Below are 20,961 nucleotides of genomic sequence, written 5' to 3'. Positions count from 1 at the left end.
CGGCGGTTCGACGCTTCGACTTGCTCGCGAATGCGGAATGTCAGTCGCCTTATGTGTATCTGTCACTCCGTATTCGCGAGCAAGCCCGCTCCCACATGGATCTTCATCTGTCACCTCTCCGACATATTCCTGTAAACACCCTTCGCTATACAGGTCGCCTCGTTTCCCATAACAAGGCCGTCCGCCATGCCCCCGTCGCCCCAGCGTCTCGCGCTTGCCATCACGTTATTGGCCGCCAGCGGCTTCGTTGAAGCAGACCCCGCGCCGCCCAAACGGCTGCAGATAGATACACCGACCACCACCGGGCAAACCCTGGGCAGTAACGATTCATTGACCACCTCGGCGCCGGGCAGCATTACCACCTCGGGCGTGGCTGTGACATTGAAGGACGGTACCAGCGGCAGCGGCGTGGTGATCACCAACGCGGGCAAGCTGGTGTCCAGCGGCGGACGTGGCATCGACAGCTCCGGCACGCTCACCGGCGCGCGTAACTACAGCATCTACAACCTGGCCGGCGGCTTGATCCAGGGCGCCAACGATGCGTTGCGCATCAACAGCAACTTCGCCAGCGGCAGCCTGTTGATCGACAACAGCGGCACCATCCGCTCCGCCACCGGGCAAGGGCTGGACCTGGATGCGATCCGCAGCAACAACGTGACCACGACCATCATCAACCGCGCAGGCGGCCTGATTCGCGGCGATGCCAGCGACGGCATGAAGACCGGCGCCAATGCCACCATCACCAACTATGGCGAAATCTCCACCGGCAACACCTTCTCCCGCGACGACAAGTTCGACGGTGTCGATATCGACTCCGCCACCGGCGTGACGGTGACCAACTACGGGCTGATTTCCGGCGGTCGCCACGGCATCACCACTGACCTTGGCGCCGCGCTGACCAACTACGGTACCGTGATTGGCCGCAACGGCTCGGGCTTCGGTTCCGACGGCGACGGCACGGTGATCAACCACGGCACCATCACCGGCGCCTTCTCCGGCCTGCAACCGGACGGCGATGGCGACGGCGTGGACATCGACAAGATCGCACATATCGAAAACTACGGAATCATCCAGGGCGTCGGCGCCGGTGGCGTCGACAAAAACGGTTTCGCCAACGGCAGCGAAGGCATCGCCCTGGGCGGCGGCACGGTGTACAACGCCAAGGGCGCCTTGGTCAGCGGCGCCAACAACGCGATCCTGGTGGACGACGGCAGCGATGGCCCGGGGCTTGCCGCCACCACCCTGGAAAACCACGGAGTGATCCAGGGCCTGAGCGGGTTTGGCGTAAAGTTCGTGGGTAACTTCGCCGACACCGTGATCAACGGCGGCACCATCAGTGGCAGCAACGGTCTGGCCCTTGACCTGGGCGGCGGTGACGACAAGCTGTTGTTGCTGGCGGGCAGCCGCTTTGTCGGCGTGGTGGACGGCGGCGCCGGGAATGACCGGCTCACCATGGATGACGCGGCCGGCGGCAGTTTTGGCGACAGCCGTAACTTCGAATGGCTGGACGTGAAACAAGGCACCTGGACCCTCACCGGCAGCGGCGACTTCAGCGACGGCGGTGAGATTTTCAGCGGCGCAAAACTGATCAACCAGGGCGGCATTGCCGGCACCGTGACCGTTGACAGCGGCGGCGTGTACGCCGGCAACGGCAGCGTGGGCAGTCTGGTGGTCAACGGAACATTGCAAGCCAACCTCGACCAGGGCCCCGCCACCATCACCCGCGACCTGACCCTGGGCAACGGCTCGACCCTGGCGATCAGCGGCGGCGTTCCCGGGCAGGGCCACTACACCCTGCTGCAAGCGGGCAGCATCAATGGCCGGTTCGGCACGGTCACCAGCGACTACGCCTTTGTGACGCCGACCCTGACCTACAGCGCAACCCAGGTCGACCTGAACTACACGCGCAACGACGTGAACTTCAACCACTTCGCCAGCAGCGGCAACGCCAGCAGCGCGGCCAATGGCCTGGCCAGCCTGGGCAAAGACACGGCGCTTTACAACGCGCTGGTCAGCACCACGAACGCCACAGCCGGTGCCGCCATCGAGCAACTGGCCGGCAGCAGCACCGCCAACCTCACTAACGCCACCCTCGGTGCCAGCGCCCAAGTAGGCAGCAGCATGCTCGCAGCCATGCATCAATTGGGCGGCGGTGCCGGCCTGATGGTGGGGCTCGACAGCCGCGACACCCCCGTACTGGCCGCCACCGGCGTACCCGCCGAAGCGCGCAACCTCAATGACCCGAACGCCCGTGGCCGTCTGTGGCTGCAAGGTATCGGCAGCTACGGCAAGCTCGACGGCGACCACGGCAACAGCGGCCTGACCCAACGCACCAAAGGCAGTGTGCTCGGTGCAGACTGGGCGCTGGATGGCGAGTGGCGCCTCGGCGTGCTGGGTGGCTATTCGAAAACCGACCTGGACACCACCGGCGTCGACGGCAGCGTCGACAGCTGGCATGCCGGCGTCTACGCCTTGCGTCAAAGCGGGCCGCTGGCCTTGCGGCTCGGCGCCGCCTACAGCGGGCACCAGGGCGACAGCAAACGGACGGTGGCTTTCAACGGCTTCAGCGACCGCCCCAAGGGCGACTACAACGCCAACAGCCAACAGGCTTTCGCCGAACTCGGTTACGCCATGGGCAGCGGTCGCTTGAGCGCCGAGCCGTTCGTCAATCTCGGTTACCAGCGCTACCAGCGTGACAGTTACAACGAAAAAGGCGGCGCTGCCGCGCTGCATGTCGACGGCCAGACCCAGGACAACATCAACAGCACCCTGGGCCTGCGCCTGGCGCACCTGAGCCAGTTGGACAATGGCATCAGCCTCACCCCTCGGGTGAGCGCGGGCTGGAAGCACACCTATGGCGATGTCGACAGCAGCACCCGCCAGGCTTTCCTGGCGGGCGGCAGCGCGTTCAACGTCGAAGGCAGCGCCCTTGACCGCGACAGCCTGCTGCTGGAAGCCGGCCTGGATGTGGGCGTCTCGGCCCGCCATACCCTGGGCCTGGGCTACAGTGGCGAGATCGGCAGCAACAGCCGCAACCATGCCTTGATAGGGCAATGGCAGATGAGTTTTTAATCGCGCCCAACTAACGACAACTCCTGCAAGTCAGGGGCCGATGACCTGACAGTTATCCCCCTGGCACCTCGCTAAATTCCCGGCCTCATCCACAAGAGGTTGGGAATTCATGCCCATTACGCCCCGCAAACTCATACCCGTCATAGGCTTTGCATTAGCCGTGAGCATTCAATACGCACAGGCACGAGGCGATATCTCGTACCTGCCTTATTGGGGCCTCGATTATGAGGCGCCTGCCGATGAGTGGCGCTCCGCGCCCCTCATTGAAGCCAGCCCGCTGGACGGCTACCTCACTCGACAAGCCACGAGCTACAACGGTTTGCAGGTCGCCCAGGTGCTCGAACCGGCGCTGACCCGCTTGCTGGAGTCCGGTAGGCTGACCTCCGAACAGATCAAAGCGCTGGAAAAAATCGACGATGCGCTCAAGCAACAACCGGGTGCTTACGGAGCCGCCCTGGAACAACTGGCCGGCAGCCAGAATGCCAACCTCGCGGCCGCTACCCACAACACCACCCAGCATCTGAGCAACCAGGTCATGGCGGTGCTGCGCGATCTGCCGACCGACGACGACGGGCACTTCTGGCTCAAGGGCCTGAGCCATGAAGGCGGGCTCGACAGCCAACCCGGTACCGCAGGCTTGAACCTGGATACCCAGGGCCTGTTACTGGGGGCCGACTGGGCGCTGGACTCCGCCTGGCGCGTCGGCGTGCTGGGGGCAAAATCCAGCAGCAAGCTGGGTGCACGACGCTTTGACGCCGCGCTGGACAGCTGGCACCTGGGCGCATATGCCGTACGCCAGGACGGCCCGCTGGCCCTGCGCCTCGGGGCGATCTACAGCAGCCATGCCGGAGAGAACAAGCGCACGGTCGAGATCCTGGACCACAAGGAGTCGCTCAACGGTCGCTACGACGCCAACAGCCAGACTGTCTTCAGCGAAGCGGGCTATCAGCTGGGCGGTGGTGATTTCAGCCTCGAACCCTTTGTCGGCGTGGGCTACCAGCGCTATCAGCGTGACGCCTACCGGGAGAACGGCGGGCCGGCGGCGCTGGACGTTCGCGCCCAAACCCAGCAGAACCTGAGCAGCACCCTGGGCTTGCGTGTGGCCAACCAGTTCCGGTTCGACAACCACATGAGCCTCACACCCTACCTGAGCACGGGCTGGAAGCACCTGTACGGCGATGTGGACAGCCAGGTCCGCCAATCTTTCCGGTACGGCGCCGGACAGATCGACGACTTCACCGTCCAGGGCGTGTCCCTGGACCGCAACAGCCTCAACCTGCAGGCCGGGCTCGACCTGGCGCTCTCGCGCCAACACAGCGTGGGCCTGGCCTATACCGGCAGCGTCGGTACCCACAGCAGCGGCCAGGGCGTGAGCGGGCAATGGCGGATGGCGTTCTGACCCGGCGCTTCAACTGACCGGATCCATAAATCACAGGCGAAAAAAAAGGGGGCACCTGCCCCCCCGAGGATTAAGCGGTAGTGTCGAAGGCTGGATCAGCCTTCGATTTCAATCAGGATTTCACCCGGGTTCACTCGGTCGCCCTTGACCACGTGAACAGCGGTGACCTTGCCGGCAATGGCAGCCTGCACTTCGGTTTCCATCTTCATGGCTTCGGTGATCAACACCGCCTGGCCGGCCTTGACCACGTCGCCTTCCTTGACCAGTACATCGACGATGTTGCCCGGCATCGCCGTGCTGACATGGCCCGGTGCGGTGGCGTGCTTGCGGTTGCTGCTGCCGCCGCTGACAAACTCGTTGAGCGGTTCGAACACCACTTCTTCCGGCATGCCGTCGATGGACAGATAGAAGTGACGCTTGCCTTCGGCCTTGACGCCCACACCGGTGATATCCACGCGGTAGCTTTCGCCGTGCACGTCAATGACGAACTCGGTCGGTACGCCTTCGCCACCGGCACGGGCCACGCCGCCGGCTTCAGGAATCGGCAGCAGCACTTCCGGTGCCAGGGTGCCGGCGTCACGCTCTTCGAGGAACTTGCGCCCGATGTCCGGGAACATGGCGTAGGTCAGCACGTCTTCTTCAGACTTGGCCAAGGCGCCGATCTCGCCGCGCAGCTTGGTCATTTCCGGCTTGAGCAAGTCGGCTGGGCGTACGTCGATCACCTCTTCGCTGCCGATGGCCTGGCGACGCAGTTTCTCGTTCACGGTGCCCGGCGCCTTGCCGTAGCCGCCTTGCAGGTACAGCTTCACTTCGTTGGTGATGGTCTTGTAGCGCTCGCCGGCCAGCACGTTGAAGAACGCCTGGGTACCGACGATCTGCGAGGTCGGGGTGACCAGTGGCGGGAAGCCCAGGTCTTCACGCACCCGCGGGATTTCGGCCAGCACTTCGCCCATGCGGTTCAGCGCGCCCTGTTCCTTGAGCTGGTTGGCCAGGTTGGAAATCATCCCGCCCGGCACCTGGTTGACCTGCACACGGGTGTCGACGGCGGTGAACTCGCTTTCGAACTGGTGGTATTTCTTGCGCACCGCGTAGAAGTACAGGCCGATTTCCTGCAACAACTCCAGGTCCAGACCGGTATCGAATTCGCTGCCTTTGAGCGCTGCAACCATCGACTCGGTGCCCGGATGGCTGGTGCCCCAGGCGAAGCTGGAGATGGCCGTGTCGATATGGTCGGCACCGTTTTCCACAGCCTTGAGCTGGCACATCGCAGCCAGGCCGGCGGTGTCGTGGGAGTGAATGAACACCGGCAGGCTCTGCTCGGCTTTCAGCGCCTTGACCAGCTCGCCAGTGGCGAACGGGGTCAGCAAACCGGCCATATCCTTGATCGCGACCGAGTCGCAGCCCATGGCTTCCATTTGCTTGGCCTGGGCCACGAACGCTTCGATGGTGTGCACCGGGCTGGTGGTGTAGGCGATGGTGCCCTGGGCATGCTTGCCGGCGGCTTTCACGGCTTCGATGGCCACACGCAGGTTACGCACATCGTTCATGGCGTCGAAGATGCGGAACACGTCGATGCCATTCACGGCCGCCTTGGCCACGAACGCCTTGACCACATCATCGCTGTAATGGCGATAGCCCAGCAGGTTCTGACCACGCAGCAACATTTGCAGGCGGGTGTTGGGCAACGCGGCACGCAGTTTGCGCAAGCGCTCCCACGGATCTTCTTTCAAAAAGCGTACGCAGGCGTCGAAGGTCGCGCCGCCCCAGACTTCCAGCGACCAGTAGCCGACTTTGTCGAGCTTGTCGCAGATCGGCAGCATGTCGTCGGTGCGCATGCGGGTGGCCAGCAGCGATTGGTGAGCGTCGCGCAGGATGGTGTCGGTGACAAAAATCTTCTTGCTCATTCTTATAGTCCTCACAGGCCTGCGTGGGCGGCGATGGCGGCGGCGATGGCCAGGGCCAGCTCTTCGGGTTTGCGCTTGATCGAGTAGTTGGTCAGCTCAGGATGGCTTTCCACAAAGCTGGTATTGAATTGGCCGCTGCGGAATTCCGGGTTGCGCAGGATTTCCTGGTAGTAGGCCGCAGTGGTCTTCACACCTTGCAGGCGCATGTCGTCCAGGGCACGCAGGCCGCGGTCCATGGCTTCTTCCCAGGTCAACGCCCACACCACCAGTTTCAGGCACATGGAGTCGTAGAACGGCGGGATGGTGTAGCCGGTGTAGATCGCCGTGTCGGTGCGCACGCCGGGGCCGCCGGGTGCGTAGTAGCGGGTGATCTTGCCGAAGCTGGGCAGGAAGTTGTTCTTCGGGTCTTCGGCGTTGATGCGGAACTGCAACGCGAAACCACGGTGCTGGATGTCTTCCTGCTTGACCGACAGCGGCAGGCCCGACGCAATGCGGATCTGTTCACGCACGATGTCGATGCCGGTGATTTCCTCGGTGATGGTGTGTTCCACCTGCACCCGGGTGTTCATCTCCATGAAGTACACCTCGCCCTCGGCGAGCAGGAACTCCACGGTACCGGCGTTCTCGTAACCCACGGCCTTGGCCGCGCGTACCGACAGGTCGCCGATGTAGGCGCGCTGTTCGGGAGTCAGCTGCGGGCTGGGGGCAATTTCGATGAGCTTCTGGTTACGACGCTGGATCGAGCAGTCACGCTCGAACAAGTGCACCACATTGCCGAAGCTGTCACCGAGGATCTGCGCCTCGATGTGCTTGGGATTGACGATGCACTTTTCCAGGAACACTTCCGCCGAACCGAATGCCTTGGTGGCTTCGGAAATGACACGGGGGAAAGCTTGTTCGAGTTCTTCGCGACTGTTGCAACGACGAATACCGCGACCGCCGCCACCGGAGGTGGCCTTGAGCATCACCGGGTAACCGATGCGGTCGCCCTCGCTCAGCGCTTCTTCGATGCCGGAGACATTGCCTTCGGTGCCGGGCGTGACCGGCACACCGGCCTTGATCATGCTGCGGCGCGCTTCGGTCTTGTCGCCCATGCGGCGAATCACTTCAGCGGACGGGCCAATGAACTTGATCCCACGTTCGGCGCAGATGTCTGCCAGTTCGGCGTTTTCCGACAGGAAACCATAGCCCGGGTGCAAGGCGTCGCAACCGGTTTCCACGGCCAGGTTCACCAGCTTGCGCGGGTTGAGGTAACCCGCCAGCGGCTCGGCGCCAATGCTGTGGGCTTCGTCGGCACGTTTGACGTGCAACGCGTGGCGGTCGGCATCGGAAAAGACCGCGACCGAGCGAATGCCCATCTCGGCGCAGGCACGCACGATTCGTACGGCAATTTCACCACGGTTGGCGATCAGGATCTTTTTTATCACTTGGAAATTCCCTTGAGCCGATTGCTGCGTTTTTCGACCCGATGGAGCCGGGTCGGCGCGTGACTAAATGTTTCATGACAGTCGCGAGACACACACTAAGCCGCGCAAGGGATTAACAAAAATCAATAATTATTGGGTCATGCATAAGTAAAGACTTATAGTTCGCCGAACGGCTTGGCTCGATAGGGTTATAGAAATGCGTAAGTCATTGATGCGTATGACATTGCGTCAACTGCAGATTTTCAACGAAGTGTGCGATTTGCGCTCATATAGCCGTGCAGCCGAGGAAATGTCTCTCACACAACCGGCGGTTAGCCTACAAATTCGCCAGCTGGAAGAGCTGATTGGCCAGCCGCTATTCGATTACGTAGGCAAAAAGCTCTACATGACCGAGGCGGCCGAGGCTTTGCAACGGGCCAGCCGGGATATTTTCGGGCGCCTGGAAAACCTCGATATGCAGCTCTCTGACATGCAGGGTTCGTTGCAAGGCCAGTTGAAACTCGCCGTAGAATCCAGCGCCAAATATTTCGTGCCGCACCTGTTCGCCGCGTTCAAGCGCCAACATCCGGAAGTGCAACTGCACCTGACGGTGGTCAATCGCGCCCAGGTGATCCGTCGGCTGTCGGACAACCGAGACGATATGGTGATCATGTCCATGGTGCCCCAGGACATGGGCCTGGAATTCCTGCCGTTTCTCAACAACCCAATCGTCGCCGTGGCGCCGCCCGACCACCCGCTGAGCCTGCAAGGCCCACTGCGCCTGCAGGACCTGGAGCCTTACACGCTGCTGCTGCGCGAGCCCGGTTCCGGTACGCGGTTGGCGTGCGAGGAATACTTCAAGGAGAAACGCGTGCACTTCACCCAGACGGTGGAAGTGGCCTCGGCCGAGGCGCAGCGTGAATGTGTATGTGCGGGACTGGGCGTGGCCCTGCTGACCCGCCACGCGGTCAACATGGAACTGGCCACCGGCGGGCTCAAGGAGCTGCCGGTGGAAGAGCTGCCTCTGTACCGCAGTTGGTGCCTGGTGCAGGCCAAGGCCAAACGCCTGTCACCGGTGGCCCATGCGTTCCTGGGCTTTATTCGCAGCGAACGGGTGCAGATCAGCGCGCTGGCTGAGCGTTTCGCTGGGCAGCCAAGGGTGCCTGCCAATGGAGTTCCGGGTAGTCGGTGATGCTCTGGAGCAACTGGCGCTCCTCGCAACGGTCTTCGATTGCGCGACGGAACGCCATGCGGCGCTGGTCTTCCTGCTGACGACGGGTTTTGACGGAGCTGTTGCTGTCTTCGTAGTGCCGGGCCATTTGGAGTCTCCCAATGCGAGTACGGGAGTTCAGGATGGCTTTGGGGGGTTACGGTTTGGCGGCGCGGGGATGACAGGACGATGAATATTCCGGGGTTGGCGCAAATCCCGTGTGGGAGCTGGCTTGCCTGCGATAGCGGCGGATCAGTCACTGCAGTGGCAACTGACAGACCGCTTTCGCAGGCAAGCCAGCTCCCACATTTTGACCGAGTATGGCCTTGGATCAGTCGTCGAGGGCCTTGACGGCCTTGGGCGACAAGCGAAGGCTGCGCAGGCTGCGCTTGACGCTCTTGAGGTGGTTGACGAGGCTCGGCCCGCGCGCCATGGCCACGCCCATGGCCAGCACATCGATCACTACCAGATGGGCGATACGCGAGGTCAGCGGCGTATAGATCTCGGTGTCTTCATGCACGTCGATTGCCAGGTTGACCGTCGACAACTCCGCCAGAGGGGTCTGGCTTGGGCACAGGGTGATCAACGAAGCGCCGCTTTCACGCACCAGGTTGGCGGTGATCAGCAGGTCTTTGGAACGCCCGGACTGGGAAATGCAGATCGCCACGTCTGTCGGTTTCAGGGTCACCGCCGACATCGCCTGCATGTGCGGATCGCTATAGGCCGCTGCGGTCAGCAGCAGGCGGAAGAACTTGTGCTGGGCATCGGCGGCCACCGCGCCGGAAGCGCCGAAACCGTAGAATTCGACGCGCTGGGCCTGGGACATGGCCGTCACGGCCTTTTGCAGTTCCACCGGGTCGAGTTTCTCGCGCACTTCCATGAGGGTGTGCAGGGTGGTATCGAAAATTTTCAGGCTGTAGTCGGCGACGGAGTCGTCTTCATGAATCGCAAACTGCCCGAAGCTCGCGCCGGCGGCGAGGCTCTGGGCCAGCTTGAGTTTCAAGTCCTGGAACCCGGAGCAGCCGATGGCGCGGCAGAAGCGCACGATGGTCGGCTCGCTGATCCCGACGCTGTGGGCCAGGTCGGCCATGGAACTGTGCATCACAGCCGCAGGGTCAAGCAGCACGTGATCGGCAACCTTGAGTTCCGATTTGCGTAACAGGTGGCGCGACTGGGCGATATGTTGCAACAGGTTCAAAGGGCAGGACTCTTGTTATTGGCAGGTGCCAGGGATGTAGCAAGCTTGTAGTTATACTACAAGAATTGCCGTTTTGCCCGTCCAATGCATCACTAAATCGCGCTGCCCGCCACTGAATCAAAGGGCAGCCAGTTTGTAGCCACACGGGCGGCGCGGGTGTCTCTAAGGAAAATCTGCATTTTTCCGTAACAATTGCGCCAGCCCTTCGGGCGGCATCGGCCGGCTGATCAGGTAGCCCTGAACCTCATCGCAGCGCTCTGCTCGCAGGAAATCCAGTTGCTGCTGGTCCTCCACGCCTTCGGCTACCACCTTGAGTGCCAACCCGTGCGCCATGGCGATGATTGCCCGGGTGATCGCGGCGTCTTCACGGCCCTGGCCCAGGCCGCGGATGAAGGTCTGGTCGACCTTCACGTAATCCACGGGAATGCGTTTGAGGTAGCTGAGGGACGAGTAGCCCGTGCCGAAATCATCGATCGCCAGTTTCACGCCCAATTCCCGCAGTTGCTGGAAAGTGGTGATGATGTGTTCGACGCTGTCGAGCAACTGGCTTTCGGTCAGCTCAAGCTCCAGATATTGTGGGTCCAGGCCGGTTTCTTCCAGCACCTGACGCACCAGGCTGACCAGCTTGCCTTGGCGCAACTGATGCACCGAGAGGTTTACCGACACACGAATGGGCGCCAGCCCCTGACGCTGCCATTCACACGCCTGCCAGCAGGCCTGGCGCAGCACGAATTCGCCCAGCGGCACGATCAGACCGGTTTCTTCGGCCAACCCGATAAAGTCGCCTGGCGGCACCATGCCCCACTGGGGGTGCTCCCAGCGGATCAGCGCCTCAGCGGCATTGAGCTTGCCGGTGGCCAGGCACAGCTTGGGTTGGTAGAACACACTGAGTTGGCGTTCTTCGAGGGCTTTACGCAGGTGGTTCTCCAGCTGTAAACGCTCCAGGGTGCTGGCTTGCAGGCTGTCGGTGTAGAACTGGAAGTTATTGCCGCCCAAGTGCTTGGCGTGCTGCATGGCGATATTGGATTGGCTGACCAACGCAGAAATTTCCCGCGCGTTATCCGGCAGCAGGCTGACCCCCATCGACGCACTGACTACCAGCTCATGCCCCTCCACCGCCACCGGCACGTGCAGCTTGGCCAGCAAGCGTGTCGCCACCCGTGCCAGGCTCGACAGGTTGCCGTAGGCATCGAACAGCACCGCGAACTCGTCGCCGGACAGCCGCGCAATGGTGTCCGCTTCGGGTAACGCGTTGATCAATCGACGGGCCATTTTTTGCAGCAACTGGTCGGCCACTTCATGGCCAAGACTGTCGTTGAGCAGCTTGAAACGATCGAGGTTGATATGCAGCAATGCCAGGCTGCGACCGCCCTGGCGTACGCGTTGATGGGCTTCGCGCAGCCGTTCGCGGAACAGCGAGCGATTGGCCAGGCCAGTCAGTTCGTCGTAGTGGGTGAGGTAGCGCATGCGCTCCTCGGACTCGCGCCGTGCCGACAGATCGGCGAAAAAGCCGACGATATGGCTAATTTTCCCTCGAACATCACGCACCACATTCAGTTGCAGCCATTGCGGATAGAGTTCGCCATTTTTGCGCGTTTCCACCAGTTCACCCTGCCAGGTGCCGTGGCTGAGCAACGCCTGGCGGATCACCGGGAAATGACGCCGTGCATCGCGACTGCAAGGCAACTCCACGACATTGCGCCCCAGCATGTCGTCGATCTCGAAGCCGGTGACGCGACTGAAGGCCTGGTTGACCGCGATCAGCACGTAGTCCGGATCAAGGATCACGATGCCCTCGCTGGCAGCTTCGAACACCGTCGAGGCCAGCCGCTGCTGTTCTTCCAGGGCCTTGCCGGCGCTGATGTCGCGGCGCGTGCCGAGCATCCGCGTGACCCGTCCGCCGGGCGCCCGTTCTACCGCGCGGCCACGGTCTTCGATCCATACCCAATGCCCGTCGCCGTGGCGCACGCGGTACTCCACCTGATAGTCCTCGCTGCGGCCCTTGAGGTGTTCCACCAGCGCGCGCTTGAGCAGCGGCAGGTCTTCGGGGTGCAGACGCGGCTTGAGGTGGCTGAGCATCGCCGTCACGTATTCGGGCTCCAGGCCGAACAGCTCCTTGAGTTGGGTGTGATGGACCTCGTCGGTTTGCAGATTCCAGTCCCACAGCCCCAACTCGCTGGCCTGCAAGGCCATGGCCAGGCGTGCTTCGCTTTTGTTCAGTGCTAGGCTGGCGGCGTCCAGTTCCTGGCTGCGTTGCGCCACACGATCCTGCAGGCCGGCTTGGGCGTCGCGCAGCTCCTGCTCGACCTGGCGGCGTTGCTCGACTTCACGCACCAGTTCCTGATTCAGCTGTTCGCTGCGCTGCTGCGCCAGTTGCAGGTGCTCGATCAAGGCCTGGTTCTGGAAGCGGCGCAGCAAACCGCGCTGGATCAGGCGGTTGACTTGCCACGCCACCAGGCTCAGGGACGCCAGCAGGATCAGGCCGAGCACGCCCCAGCCACGCTGCTGCGGCTCGCCGCTCCAGAACAGGTAGAGGATGGCCGGCACCAGGCAGGGCAAGGTAAATGACAGGAACGCCGGCAGGCTGACGGCATAGGCCACGCTGGCCGACAGCGTCGCTGCGCCGATCAGTCCGAACACCCAGGCCTGCTGCATGAAGCTGTCCGTCGGCACCAGGGCGATGGCGGCAACGGACAGGGTCAGGCCGCTGGCCGCCGAGCCCAGCATGAACATGCGCCGCCAGACCGGCTGCGCCTGACGGCTGGGCATGGCCGAGTCGAACGCCGCCACCTGGATCACGCGCATGGCCACGAGGGCGAGCAGCCAGACCAGCCAGACACTGTCCAGCAGATATTGCCGGGGGTTCCACAACAGCCAGGCGCAAACCAGGCCGTTGATCAGCATCAGCAAGGTGGGCAGCAGCGAGCCCTGATACAGCAAGCGTGTACGTTCAACCGCCATCTCGGTGGCGTAGTGTTTGCGGATGACCTGCGCAGGCGCCGTCGAGGGGCCGAACAGGTCGGAGCTGTGGGTCATAGGCAGTGTTCTTATAATGGTGAGCCCGAAACGTCGACGGAGCATACACAAGCGAACGCGCAGGCCAAACTGCCCAACGTCATAAAAAGCCTGCCATGACCGAGCGCAAACTACGGTGCCAGACAGCCTGAGTGAGACACTGCGCGGCCTGCGGCCCCTGACCGACCGGTCATCACCCACGCAGGATTGTTTGTCGACCTCGGACCGCCGGGAATGTTTTGCATCGACCACCCGGCATCGGGATTTGCCCCACTTCTCCCGGGGCCATAGAATGCGCCGATGCGCAATGATGACCTCTCCCTTCTGCTGAACTCCCTCAACGATGCCCAACGCCAGGCCGTAGCAGCCCCCGTTGGCCGTCAGTTGGTCCTGGCCGGTGCCGGCTCCGGTAAAACCCGCGTGCTGGTGCACCGTATCGCCTGGTTGATCCAGGTCGAGAACGCGTCCCCGCATTCCGTTCTGTCGGTAACCTTTACCAACAAGGCCGCCGCCGAGATGCGCCACCGCATCGAACAGCTGATGGGCATCAACCCGGCCGGCATGTGGGTGGGCACCTTCCACGGCCTGGCGCACCGCTTGTTGCGGGCCCACTGGCAGGAAGCCGGCCTGAGCCAGACGTTCCAGATTCTGGACAGTGACGACCAGCAACGCCTGGTCAAACGCGTGATCCGCGAGCTGGGCCTCGATGAACAACGCTGGCCCGCCCGCCAGGCGCAGTGGTTCATCAACGGCCAGAAAGACGAAGGCCTGCGCCCGCAGCACATCCAGGCCAGCGGTGATTTGTTCCTGGCTACCATGCGCAGCATTTATGAGGCGTATGAGGCGGCCTGCGCACGCGCCGGGGTGATCGACTTCTCCGAGCTGCTGCTGCGCGCCCTCGACCTGTGGCGCGACCACCCGGGCCTGCTGGCCCATTATCAGAAGCGCTTCCGACACATCCTGGTGGACGAGTTCCAGGACACCAACGCCGTGCAATACGCCTGGTTGCGCTTGCTGGCCAAGGGCGGCGACAGCCTGATGGTGGTGGGTGACGATGACCAGTCGATCTACGGTTGGCGCGGCGCGAAAATCGAGAACATCTACCAGTATTCCGAAGATTTCCCGGACGCTGTCACCATCCGCCTGGAGCAGAATTACCGCTCTACCGCCGGGATTCTCAAGGCCGCCAACGCCTTGATTGCCAACAATGCCGGGCGCCTGGGCAAGGAACTGTGGACCGACGGCGGCGAAGGCGAAGCCATCAACCTGTATGCGGCGTTCAACGAGCACGATGAAGCGCGCTACGTGGTGGAAACCATTGAAAGCGCGCTGAAAACCGGCCTGGCGCGCAGCGATATCGCGATTTTGTATCGCTCCAACGCCCAGTCGCGGGTACTGGAAGAGGCCCTGCTGCGCGAACGCATCCCGTATCGCATTTACGGCGGACAGCGCTTCTTCGAGCGTGCCGAAATCAAGAACGCCATGGCCTACCTGCGCTTGCTGGAAGGTCGCGGCAACGATGCGGCGCTGGAGCGGGTGATCAATATCCCGGCCCGCGGCATCGGTGAAAAAACCGTCGAGGCCATCCGCGATCACGCGCGCCACGCCGATGTGTCGATGTGGGAGGCCATGCGCCTGCTGATCGCCAACAAGGGCCTCACCGGCCGTGCTGCCGGCGCGCTGGGGGCGTTTGTCGAGCTGATCGAGAACCTGGCAGCCAAATGCGCAGAAATGCCGCTGCATTTGATGACGCAGACGGTGATCGAACAATCCGGGCTGATTGCCTATCACGAAGCGGAAAAAGGCGAGAAAGGCCAGGCCCGGGTAGAAAACCTCGAGGAACTGGTAAGCGCCGCCCGCGCCTTCGAAAACACCGAAGAAGACGAAGAGCTGACCCCGCTCGCGGCATTCCTCGGGCATGCGTCGCTGGAAGCCGGCGATACCCAGGCCGATGAGCATGAAGACAGCATCCAGCTGATGACTTTGCACAGCGCCAAGGGCCTGGAATTTCCCTATGTGTTCCTGGTGGGCATGGAAGAAGGTCTGTTCCCCCACAAGATGAGCCTGGAAGAGCCCGGCCGCCTTGAAGAAGAACGTCGCCTGGCCTACGTGGGCATCACCCGCGCCATGCAGAACCTGGTGATGACCTATGCCGAAACCCGACGCCTGTACGGCAGCGAGACCTACAACAAGGTGTCGCGCTTCGTGCGTGAAGTACCGAAGGGGCTGATCCAGGAAGTGCGCCTGTCCAACAGCGTCAGCCGTCCGTTTGGCGGCGGCCAGCAGCAGAATTCCAGCAGCCTGTTCGCGGGCTCCGAGATTCCGCAGACGCCCTTCAGCCTGGGACAGCAGGTCAAGCATGCGATCTTCGGCGAGGGCGTGATCCTCAACTTCGAAGGCACCGGTGCCCAGGCGCGGGTCCAGGTGAACTTCGCCGAAGGCAGCAAATGGCTGATGATGGGCTACGCGAAGCTCGAAGCCGTTTGATCGTTGATCGTTCCCGGGCGCAGCCAGGGAACGATCACTGGAGCTGCCCTTGTATTTCAGGCACGCGGGCCAATATCTGTAATTAGTCCTACAGACCATCCTGAATCGGTCTTACGCAAAAGCCCGAAACATTATGTCGCTAGCTACTGTCACTGCACCTGTGCAACATGGCGCGCGTGCAATCCACAAATGGGAATTCCCTTTATGAAACGTTTTCTTAGCATCGCCATGGCGTTGTGCATCGGCCTGACGATGAGCCTCGACGCCAACGCCAAACGCTTCGGTGGCGGCAAAAGTTCGGGCGCAGCACCCACTCACCAGACCAGCCAAATGGCGCCATCCGCCGGTGGCATGGGCGGCGCAGCCGCAACCGCTGGCGCGGCCGGTGCCGCTGGCGCTGCTGCCAAGGCCGGCGGTGCTTCGCGCTGGTTGGGCCCTCTGGCCGGTATCGCGGCCGGTGGCCTGCTCGCTTCCATGTTCATGGGCGGCGGCTTCCAGGGCATGCAAATCTTCGACATCCTGATCATGGCGGTCATCGCCTTCGTGATCTTCCGTTTCATCGCCGCCCGTCGCCGCAAGCAGCAGGAGCACCTGGCTCCAGCCGGCGCGCCGATGCAGCGTGAAGTGTTCGAGCAAAAGCCTGCCATGGGTTCGATCTTCGGCGGTTCGGCTGCACCTGCCGCCCGTCCGGTGATCAACGCGCCGGCCTGGTTCAATGAAGAGCGCTTCGTCGAAGCGGCCCGCGGCCACTTCCAGTCCCTGCAGCAACACTGGGACGCCAACGAAATGGACAAGATCGCCGAGTTCGTGACTCCGCAATTGCTGGAGTTCCTCAAGCGCGAACGCGCTGACCTGGGCGACGGCTTCCAGTCGACCTACATCGACGACCTGCGCGTACAGCTGGACGGTGTGGATGATCGCGCCGACAAGACCATCGCCACCCTGACTTTCAGCGGTGTGTCGAAGACCTCGCGTTTCGACCAGGGCGAAGTGTTCAGCGAAAGCTGGAACATGGAACGCCCACAAGGCGAAAACCAGCCTTGGCTGGTCGCCGGTATCCGCCAGAACGGCTGAAACCCGCACGTGTGAACAAGCAGTAACCAAAACCCCGGACATGTTCCGGGGTTTTCTATTTCACGGTTGCACTTATAGCGAGCTACTGTATAAAACGCCCCTATAAACCGCGCCATCTAGCAAGAGGATCCCGGCCGTGGAAGAAATCATCGAACAATTGCGTGAAGCCAACGAACCGGTCCCGGTTCCTCTGGAGTTGCCCGACGAAGATCAACTGGTTGAAATTGAAGAAGAGCTCTTCATCAATATCCCCTTCGTCTTCAAGGAATTTCTGCTGACCGTCAGTGATGTGGTCTATGGCAGCCTCGAACCGGTGACCGTCACCGACCCAGGCTCCCATACCTACCTGCCGGAAGTGGCTGCGACGGCATGGGACCTGGGTGTACCTCGCGAACTGATCCCGCTGTGCCAGGACGGTGATGACTATTACTGCGTGGAAGAGGACGGCACCGTGGTGCTGTGGTCCGCCGAAGAAGAAATCGTCACCGAAGAGTCATGGGAATCGGTGTGGCACTGGGCGCGGGATGTTTGGCTGGAAAGCTGATCCCTGGGGCAGAGCCTCAATGTTGTGATCCATGCCTGAGGGTGCGGGCTCGTTGTTTGAGGGGCTGCTTCGCAGCCCAGCGCGAGCAAGCTCGCTCACTACAGTGAAAACGCCTTAGTGCTCTGGGGTGTCCTTATGGTTATCCAGCGTCTCCAGCAAGGCGACCTGCATCCGCGTATGCACGCGGATGAACCACCGCCAGAGTACGGCCGCCACCGCCGCAGTCACCATAGCGATCAGCACCAGCAGTTTGTTGGTCGGCAGAATACTCGCCGACAAGGCCGCCAGGAGCAGGAAAATCACCAGCAGCGACAACAACGGGATCAGCTCGGCGATCACCCTTCGTACGCGCTGAGTATGTCGGCCGGCCATTTCCGGTTTCACGCTCATTTCCGCCAGCAACATCGACAGCGCTTTGAGCTTGCGGTACGCCGCAATCAGGAATGGCAACGACACCAGCAACGCCCCGCCCCAGATCAACGCTTTCTGCCAGCTGGGATCGCTGATCCAGCCTTCCAGATACTCACCGATACGCACCGCGAAAAAGCTGCCGGCCAGGAAGATCGCCACTACCAGCGCCAGGTTCACGCCCACTTGCAGGATGATCTTGCGGATCATCGACGCCAGCATCGCGCCCTCGCCCTGGGGCTGTATGCTACGCAGCCATTCGCCATACAGGCCGAACACTCGGCTCATGCGCTTGGGCATCACCGCTGCAATCTTCAACGACAGCGGATCGGCACCACGAATCAGGTACGGCGTAAGCAGCGTGGTGATCGCCGAAACCGCCACCGCCACCGGGTACAGGAAGTCGCTGGTCACCTGAAGCGTCATCCCCAACGCCGCGATAATGAAGGAAAACTCGCCTATCTGTGACAGCCCCATCCCAACCCGCAGCGACGTGCGGCCATCATTGCCGGCAATGAATGCCCCCAGGCCACAGGACAGCATCTTGCCCAACACCACGGCCACGGTGATCACCGCAATCGGCCAGGCGTATTGCACGAGGATCTGCGGGTCGATCATCAAGCCGATGGCGACAAAGAAGATCGCGCTGAACATGTCGCGAACAGGCTCGATCAGGCGTTCGATCTTAATCAACTGGCGCGACTCGGCCATGATCGCACCGATCAGGAACGCGCCCAGCACCATGCTGTATTCGAGCTTGACCACCAGCAGACAGAAACCGAAACACAGGCCCAGTACAGTGACCAACAGCATCTCGTTGCTTTCGAACTTGGCCACATAGGCCAGCAGACGGGGCACCAGCAGGATGCCAATGACCAGCGCGACGATCATGAACAGCGAGAGCTTGCCGACCGTGGAGAACACCTCACCGGAACTGACCGTGCCGCTGACCGCGATGCTCGACAGCAAGGCGATGATCCCGATGCCGAGGATGTCCTCGACGATCAATACGCCGAAGATCAACTGGGCGAAGCGCTGGTTCTTCATCTTCAGGTCATTGAGCGCCTTGACGATGATGGTGGTGGAGGAAATCGCCAGGATCGCGCCGAGGAACAGCGAGTCCATGGTGTTCCAGTCGAACCAGCGGCCGATCTCGTAGCCGATCCAGATCATCAGGATGATTTCCAGGAACGCTGCGATGAACGCCGTGGCGCCCACCTTGAACAATTTGCGCAGGCTGAACTCCAGGCCCAGGCAGAACATCAGGAAAATCACCCCCAGCTCGGCGAGGGTCTTGATGGTGTCTTCGTCGTGGATCAGGCCGAAGGGCGGCGTATGCGGGCCGATGATAAAGCCGGCGACGATGTAACCCAGCACCACCGGCTGCTTGAGGCGGTGGAACAGAATGGTGACCACCCCTGCCACCAGCATGATCACGGCCAAGTCCTGGATAAAGCTGATGGCGTGCATGGCGAGGGGCTCCTTGAGGGTACTGGCGCTTTTCCCACTTCCGCCCGCGCCGTTGAATAATCGCAATTAACGGAAGGAAAAGTCGGCCTTGATCGTAAGAAATACCCTGAGACGGGCCTTTGAAGGTTAACACCGCGACTTCCGACAGAAAGCCGGTGCAATATATGGAAACAGAACGGTCCGGGCGTGACGACAAGCCGCCTGCCGGCGTCCCGTTAGGGATGGCGCTGCAAAGATTCCAGCACCCGCAGAGGTGCCTCCCCAACCAATGCCTACAACCCGTGAGTGTGCTATGGAACCCGGAAACGCCCAGCTGTCGATGACGGTACTGATGACCCCTGATATGGCCAATTTTTCAGGCAACGTACACGGCGGCACCTTGCTCAAGTACCTCGATGAAGTGGCCTACGCCTGCGCGAGCCGTTATGCCGGTCGCTATGTCGTGACCTTGTCCGTAGACCAGGTCATTTTTCGCGAGCCGATCCATGTCGGCGAGTTGGTGACCTTCCTTGCATCGGTCAACTACACCGGCAACACGTCGATGGAGGTGGGCATCAAGGTGGTGACCGAGAACATCCGCGAACGCTCGGTGCGCCATACCAACAGCTGCTTCTTTACCATGGTGGCCGTGGACGACCAGCGCAAACCCGCCGCCGTGCCGCCCCTGCAACCGCAGAACAGTGAAGACAAACGCCGCTTCGTACAGGCCCAGCAACGCCGGCAGATTCGCCAGGAGCTGGAGAAGCGCTACCAGGAAATCAAGTCCGACACGCTGTAAGTTTCGAACTGTAAATCGGAGCAAATGTGGGAGCGGCGGTTCGACGCTTCGACTTGCCCGCTCCCACATGGGTTTGTGTGTGCTTACAGACCGATTGGCGTGGCTTCGAACCGTACGCGCGGATGCGCGATACGGTCCTGGGCACGCACCAGTTCCAGCTCGTAACTGGCGCAGGCCTGGGTTTCCAGCAGCACCTCATGCACGGCTGCGGCGGTAAATTCAAACGCGGCCAGCAGGCTGTCACCCAAAAGCACCCTTGCCAGAAACAGACCTGACGTCAAATCGCCCACCCCCACCGGCTGGCGAGGGAACGCCAGCAGCGGCCGACGCAGGTGCCAGCTGCCCTCCGCCGTCACCAGCAGCATCTCGAAACCCTCGGGCAGCTTGCCCGGGTAATCCAGATGCTTCACCAACACCGCTTTCGGCCCGCGTGCCAGCAACGCCTTGGCCATGGCCAGGCAGTCGAACAGTGATTGCGGCTTGCGTCCGGCGAAGCTGTCCAGCTCCAGTTGGTTAGGGCACAGGAAGTCGGCCACTGCCGCGGCCTCATCCAGCAAAAAGTCGCTGACGTCCTGGGGCACGATGCAGCCTTTTTCAGGATGCCCCATCACCGGATCACACAGGTACAGCGCCTTGGGGTTGATCGCCTTGATGCGTGCCACGCCGGCCAGAATCGCGCGGCCCTGCTGCGCACTGCCCAGGTAGCCGGACAGCACCGCGTCGCAGTTGCCCAATTCGCCTATCGCGGCAATGCCTTCAACCAACGCCGGAATCTGCTGCGGCGCGAGGACTTCTCCGGCCCACTGGCCATACTGGGTATGGTTGGAAAACTGCACCGTGTTCAGCGGCCAGACGTTCACCCCGACCCGTTGCATGGGGAACACGGCGGCGCTGTTTCCGGCGTGGCCGAAGACCACATGAGACTGGATCGCAAGCAGATGAGGTGTGCGTTTCATGCGGGAGATTTCCGTAAAGCCATTGAAATTCTGGCCGCGC

At 61.9% G+C, this 20,961-nt stretch carries 14 protein-coding genes; 7 read left to right on the top strand and 7 right to left on the bottom strand.

Annotated features, from left to right (window positions below; translation table 11 throughout):
* Nucleotides 1-186 precede the first annotated feature (186 nt).
* Both ACW9IB_RS03845 and ACW9IB_RS03840 read left to right on the top strand, forming a co-directional pair.
* The gene (locus tag ACW9IB_RS03845) at nt 187-3,072 is read left to right on the top strand and encodes an autotransporter outer membrane beta-barrel domain-containing protein (RefSeq protein WP_457412444.1); all 2,886 of its coding nucleotides are present in this window, start codon (nt 187-189) and stop codon (nt 3,070-3,072) included.
* Between the two features lie 109 nt (nt 3,073-3,181).
* A complete protein-coding gene (locus ACW9IB_RS03840) occupies nt 3,182-4,471 on the top strand; it encodes an autotransporter outer membrane beta-barrel domain-containing protein (RefSeq protein ID WP_457412443.1) in 1,290 nt (429 codons plus the stop codon).
* A 95-nt stretch (nt 4,472-4,566) separates the two neighbouring features.
* Here the strand turns inward: ACW9IB_RS03840 and oadA are convergent, their stop codons facing one another.
* A complete protein-coding gene (oadA, locus tag ACW9IB_RS03835; protein WP_457365543.1) occupies nt 4,567-6,375 on the bottom strand; it encodes a sodium-extruding oxaloacetate decarboxylase subunit alpha in 1,809 nt (602 codons plus the stop codon).
* Nucleotides 6,376-6,386: 11 nt separating this feature from the next.
* The gene (locus tag ACW9IB_RS03830) at nt 6,387-7,802 is read right to left on the bottom strand and encodes an acetyl-CoA carboxylase biotin carboxylase subunit (protein WP_457365542.1); all 1,416 of its coding nucleotides are present in this window, start codon (nt 7,800-7,802) and stop codon (nt 6,387-6,389) included.
* Between the two features lie 196 nt (nt 7,803-7,998).
* Here ACW9IB_RS03830 and ACW9IB_RS03825 point away from each other — a divergent pair, with 196 nt between their 5' ends.
* Nucleotides 7,999-8,973, top strand: coding sequence for a LysR family transcriptional regulator (locus ACW9IB_RS03825; RefSeq protein ID WP_457365541.1), 975 nt, complete (start codon nt 7,999-8,001; stop codon nt 8,971-8,973).
* Here the strand turns inward: ACW9IB_RS03825 and ACW9IB_RS03820 are convergent.
* From ACW9IB_RS03820 to ACW9IB_RS03810, 3 genes are all read right to left on the bottom strand, one after another.
* Nucleotides 8,903-9,100: a PA3496 family putative envelope integrity protein gene (locus tag ACW9IB_RS03820; RefSeq protein WP_457365540.1), complete on the bottom strand. Its 198-nt coding sequence runs from the start codon at nt 9,098-9,100 to the stop codon at nt 8,903-8,905. The two genes, ACW9IB_RS03825 and ACW9IB_RS03820, sit on opposite strands and share 71 nt — an antisense overlap.
* Before the next feature lie 222 nt (nt 9,101-9,322).
* Nucleotides 9,323-10,189, bottom strand: coding sequence for a transcriptional regulator HexR (gene hexR / locus ACW9IB_RS03815; RefSeq protein WP_457365539.1), 867 nt, complete (start codon nt 10,187-10,189; stop codon nt 9,323-9,325).
* 162 nt (nt 10,190-10,351) lie between these two features.
* Nucleotides 10,352-13,225, bottom strand: a complete 2,874-nt coding sequence (locus tag ACW9IB_RS03810; RefSeq protein WP_457412442.1) for an EAL domain-containing protein — start codon at nt 13,223-13,225, stop codon at nt 10,352-10,354.
* Nucleotides 13,226-13,504: 279 nt separating this feature from the next.
* Between ACW9IB_RS03810 and uvrD the strand changes: the two genes are divergently transcribed.
* From uvrD to ACW9IB_RS03795, 3 genes are all read left to right on the top strand, one after another.
* Nucleotides 13,505-15,691: a DNA helicase II gene (gene uvrD / locus ACW9IB_RS03805; protein WP_457365537.1), complete on the top strand. Its 2,187-nt coding sequence runs from the start codon at nt 13,505-13,507 to the stop codon at nt 15,689-15,691.
* A gap of 204 nt (nt 15,692-15,895) precedes the next feature.
* Nucleotides 15,896-16,765 (top strand): Tim44 domain-containing protein, encoded by an 870-nt coding sequence (locus ACW9IB_RS03800; protein ID WP_457365536.1) that lies wholly within the window; start codon nt 15,896-15,898, stop codon nt 16,763-16,765.
* A 136-nt stretch (nt 16,766-16,901) separates the two neighbouring features.
* Nucleotides 16,902-17,309, top strand: coding sequence for an SMI1/KNR4 family protein (locus tag ACW9IB_RS03795; RefSeq protein ID WP_457365535.1), 408 nt, complete (start codon nt 16,902-16,904; stop codon nt 17,307-17,309).
* 114 nt (nt 17,310-17,423) lie between these two features.
* On the opposite strand, the gene ACW9IB_RS03790 is transcribed toward ACW9IB_RS03795, so the two are convergent.
* Nucleotides 17,424-19,187, bottom strand: coding sequence for a cation:proton antiporter (locus tag ACW9IB_RS03790; RefSeq protein ID WP_457365534.1), 1,764 nt, complete (start codon nt 19,185-19,187; stop codon nt 17,424-17,426).
* Nucleotides 19,188-19,479: 292 nt separating this feature from the next.
* On the opposite strand from ACW9IB_RS03790, the gene ACW9IB_RS03785 reads away from it, so the two are divergent.
* Nucleotides 19,480-19,965, top strand: a complete 486-nt coding sequence (locus ACW9IB_RS03785) for an acyl-CoA thioesterase (RefSeq protein WP_457365533.1) — start codon at nt 19,480-19,482, stop codon at nt 19,963-19,965.
* A gap of 83 nt (nt 19,966-20,048) precedes the next feature.
* Here ACW9IB_RS03785 and pdxY read toward each other — a convergent pair whose 3' ends face one another.
* Nucleotides 20,049-20,921: a pyridoxal kinase PdxY gene (gene pdxY, locus ACW9IB_RS03780; RefSeq protein ID WP_457412441.1), complete on the bottom strand. Its 873-nt coding sequence runs from the start codon at nt 20,919-20,921 to the stop codon at nt 20,049-20,051.
* Between the last annotated feature and the right edge of the window lie 40 nt (nt 20,922-20,961).

It is taken from the genome of Pseudomonas sp. SDO524_S393 (genome assembly GCF_054071875.1).
Note: the sequence above shows the minus strand (reverse complement) of the source record. Positions and strands in the feature narration are given on the sequence as shown.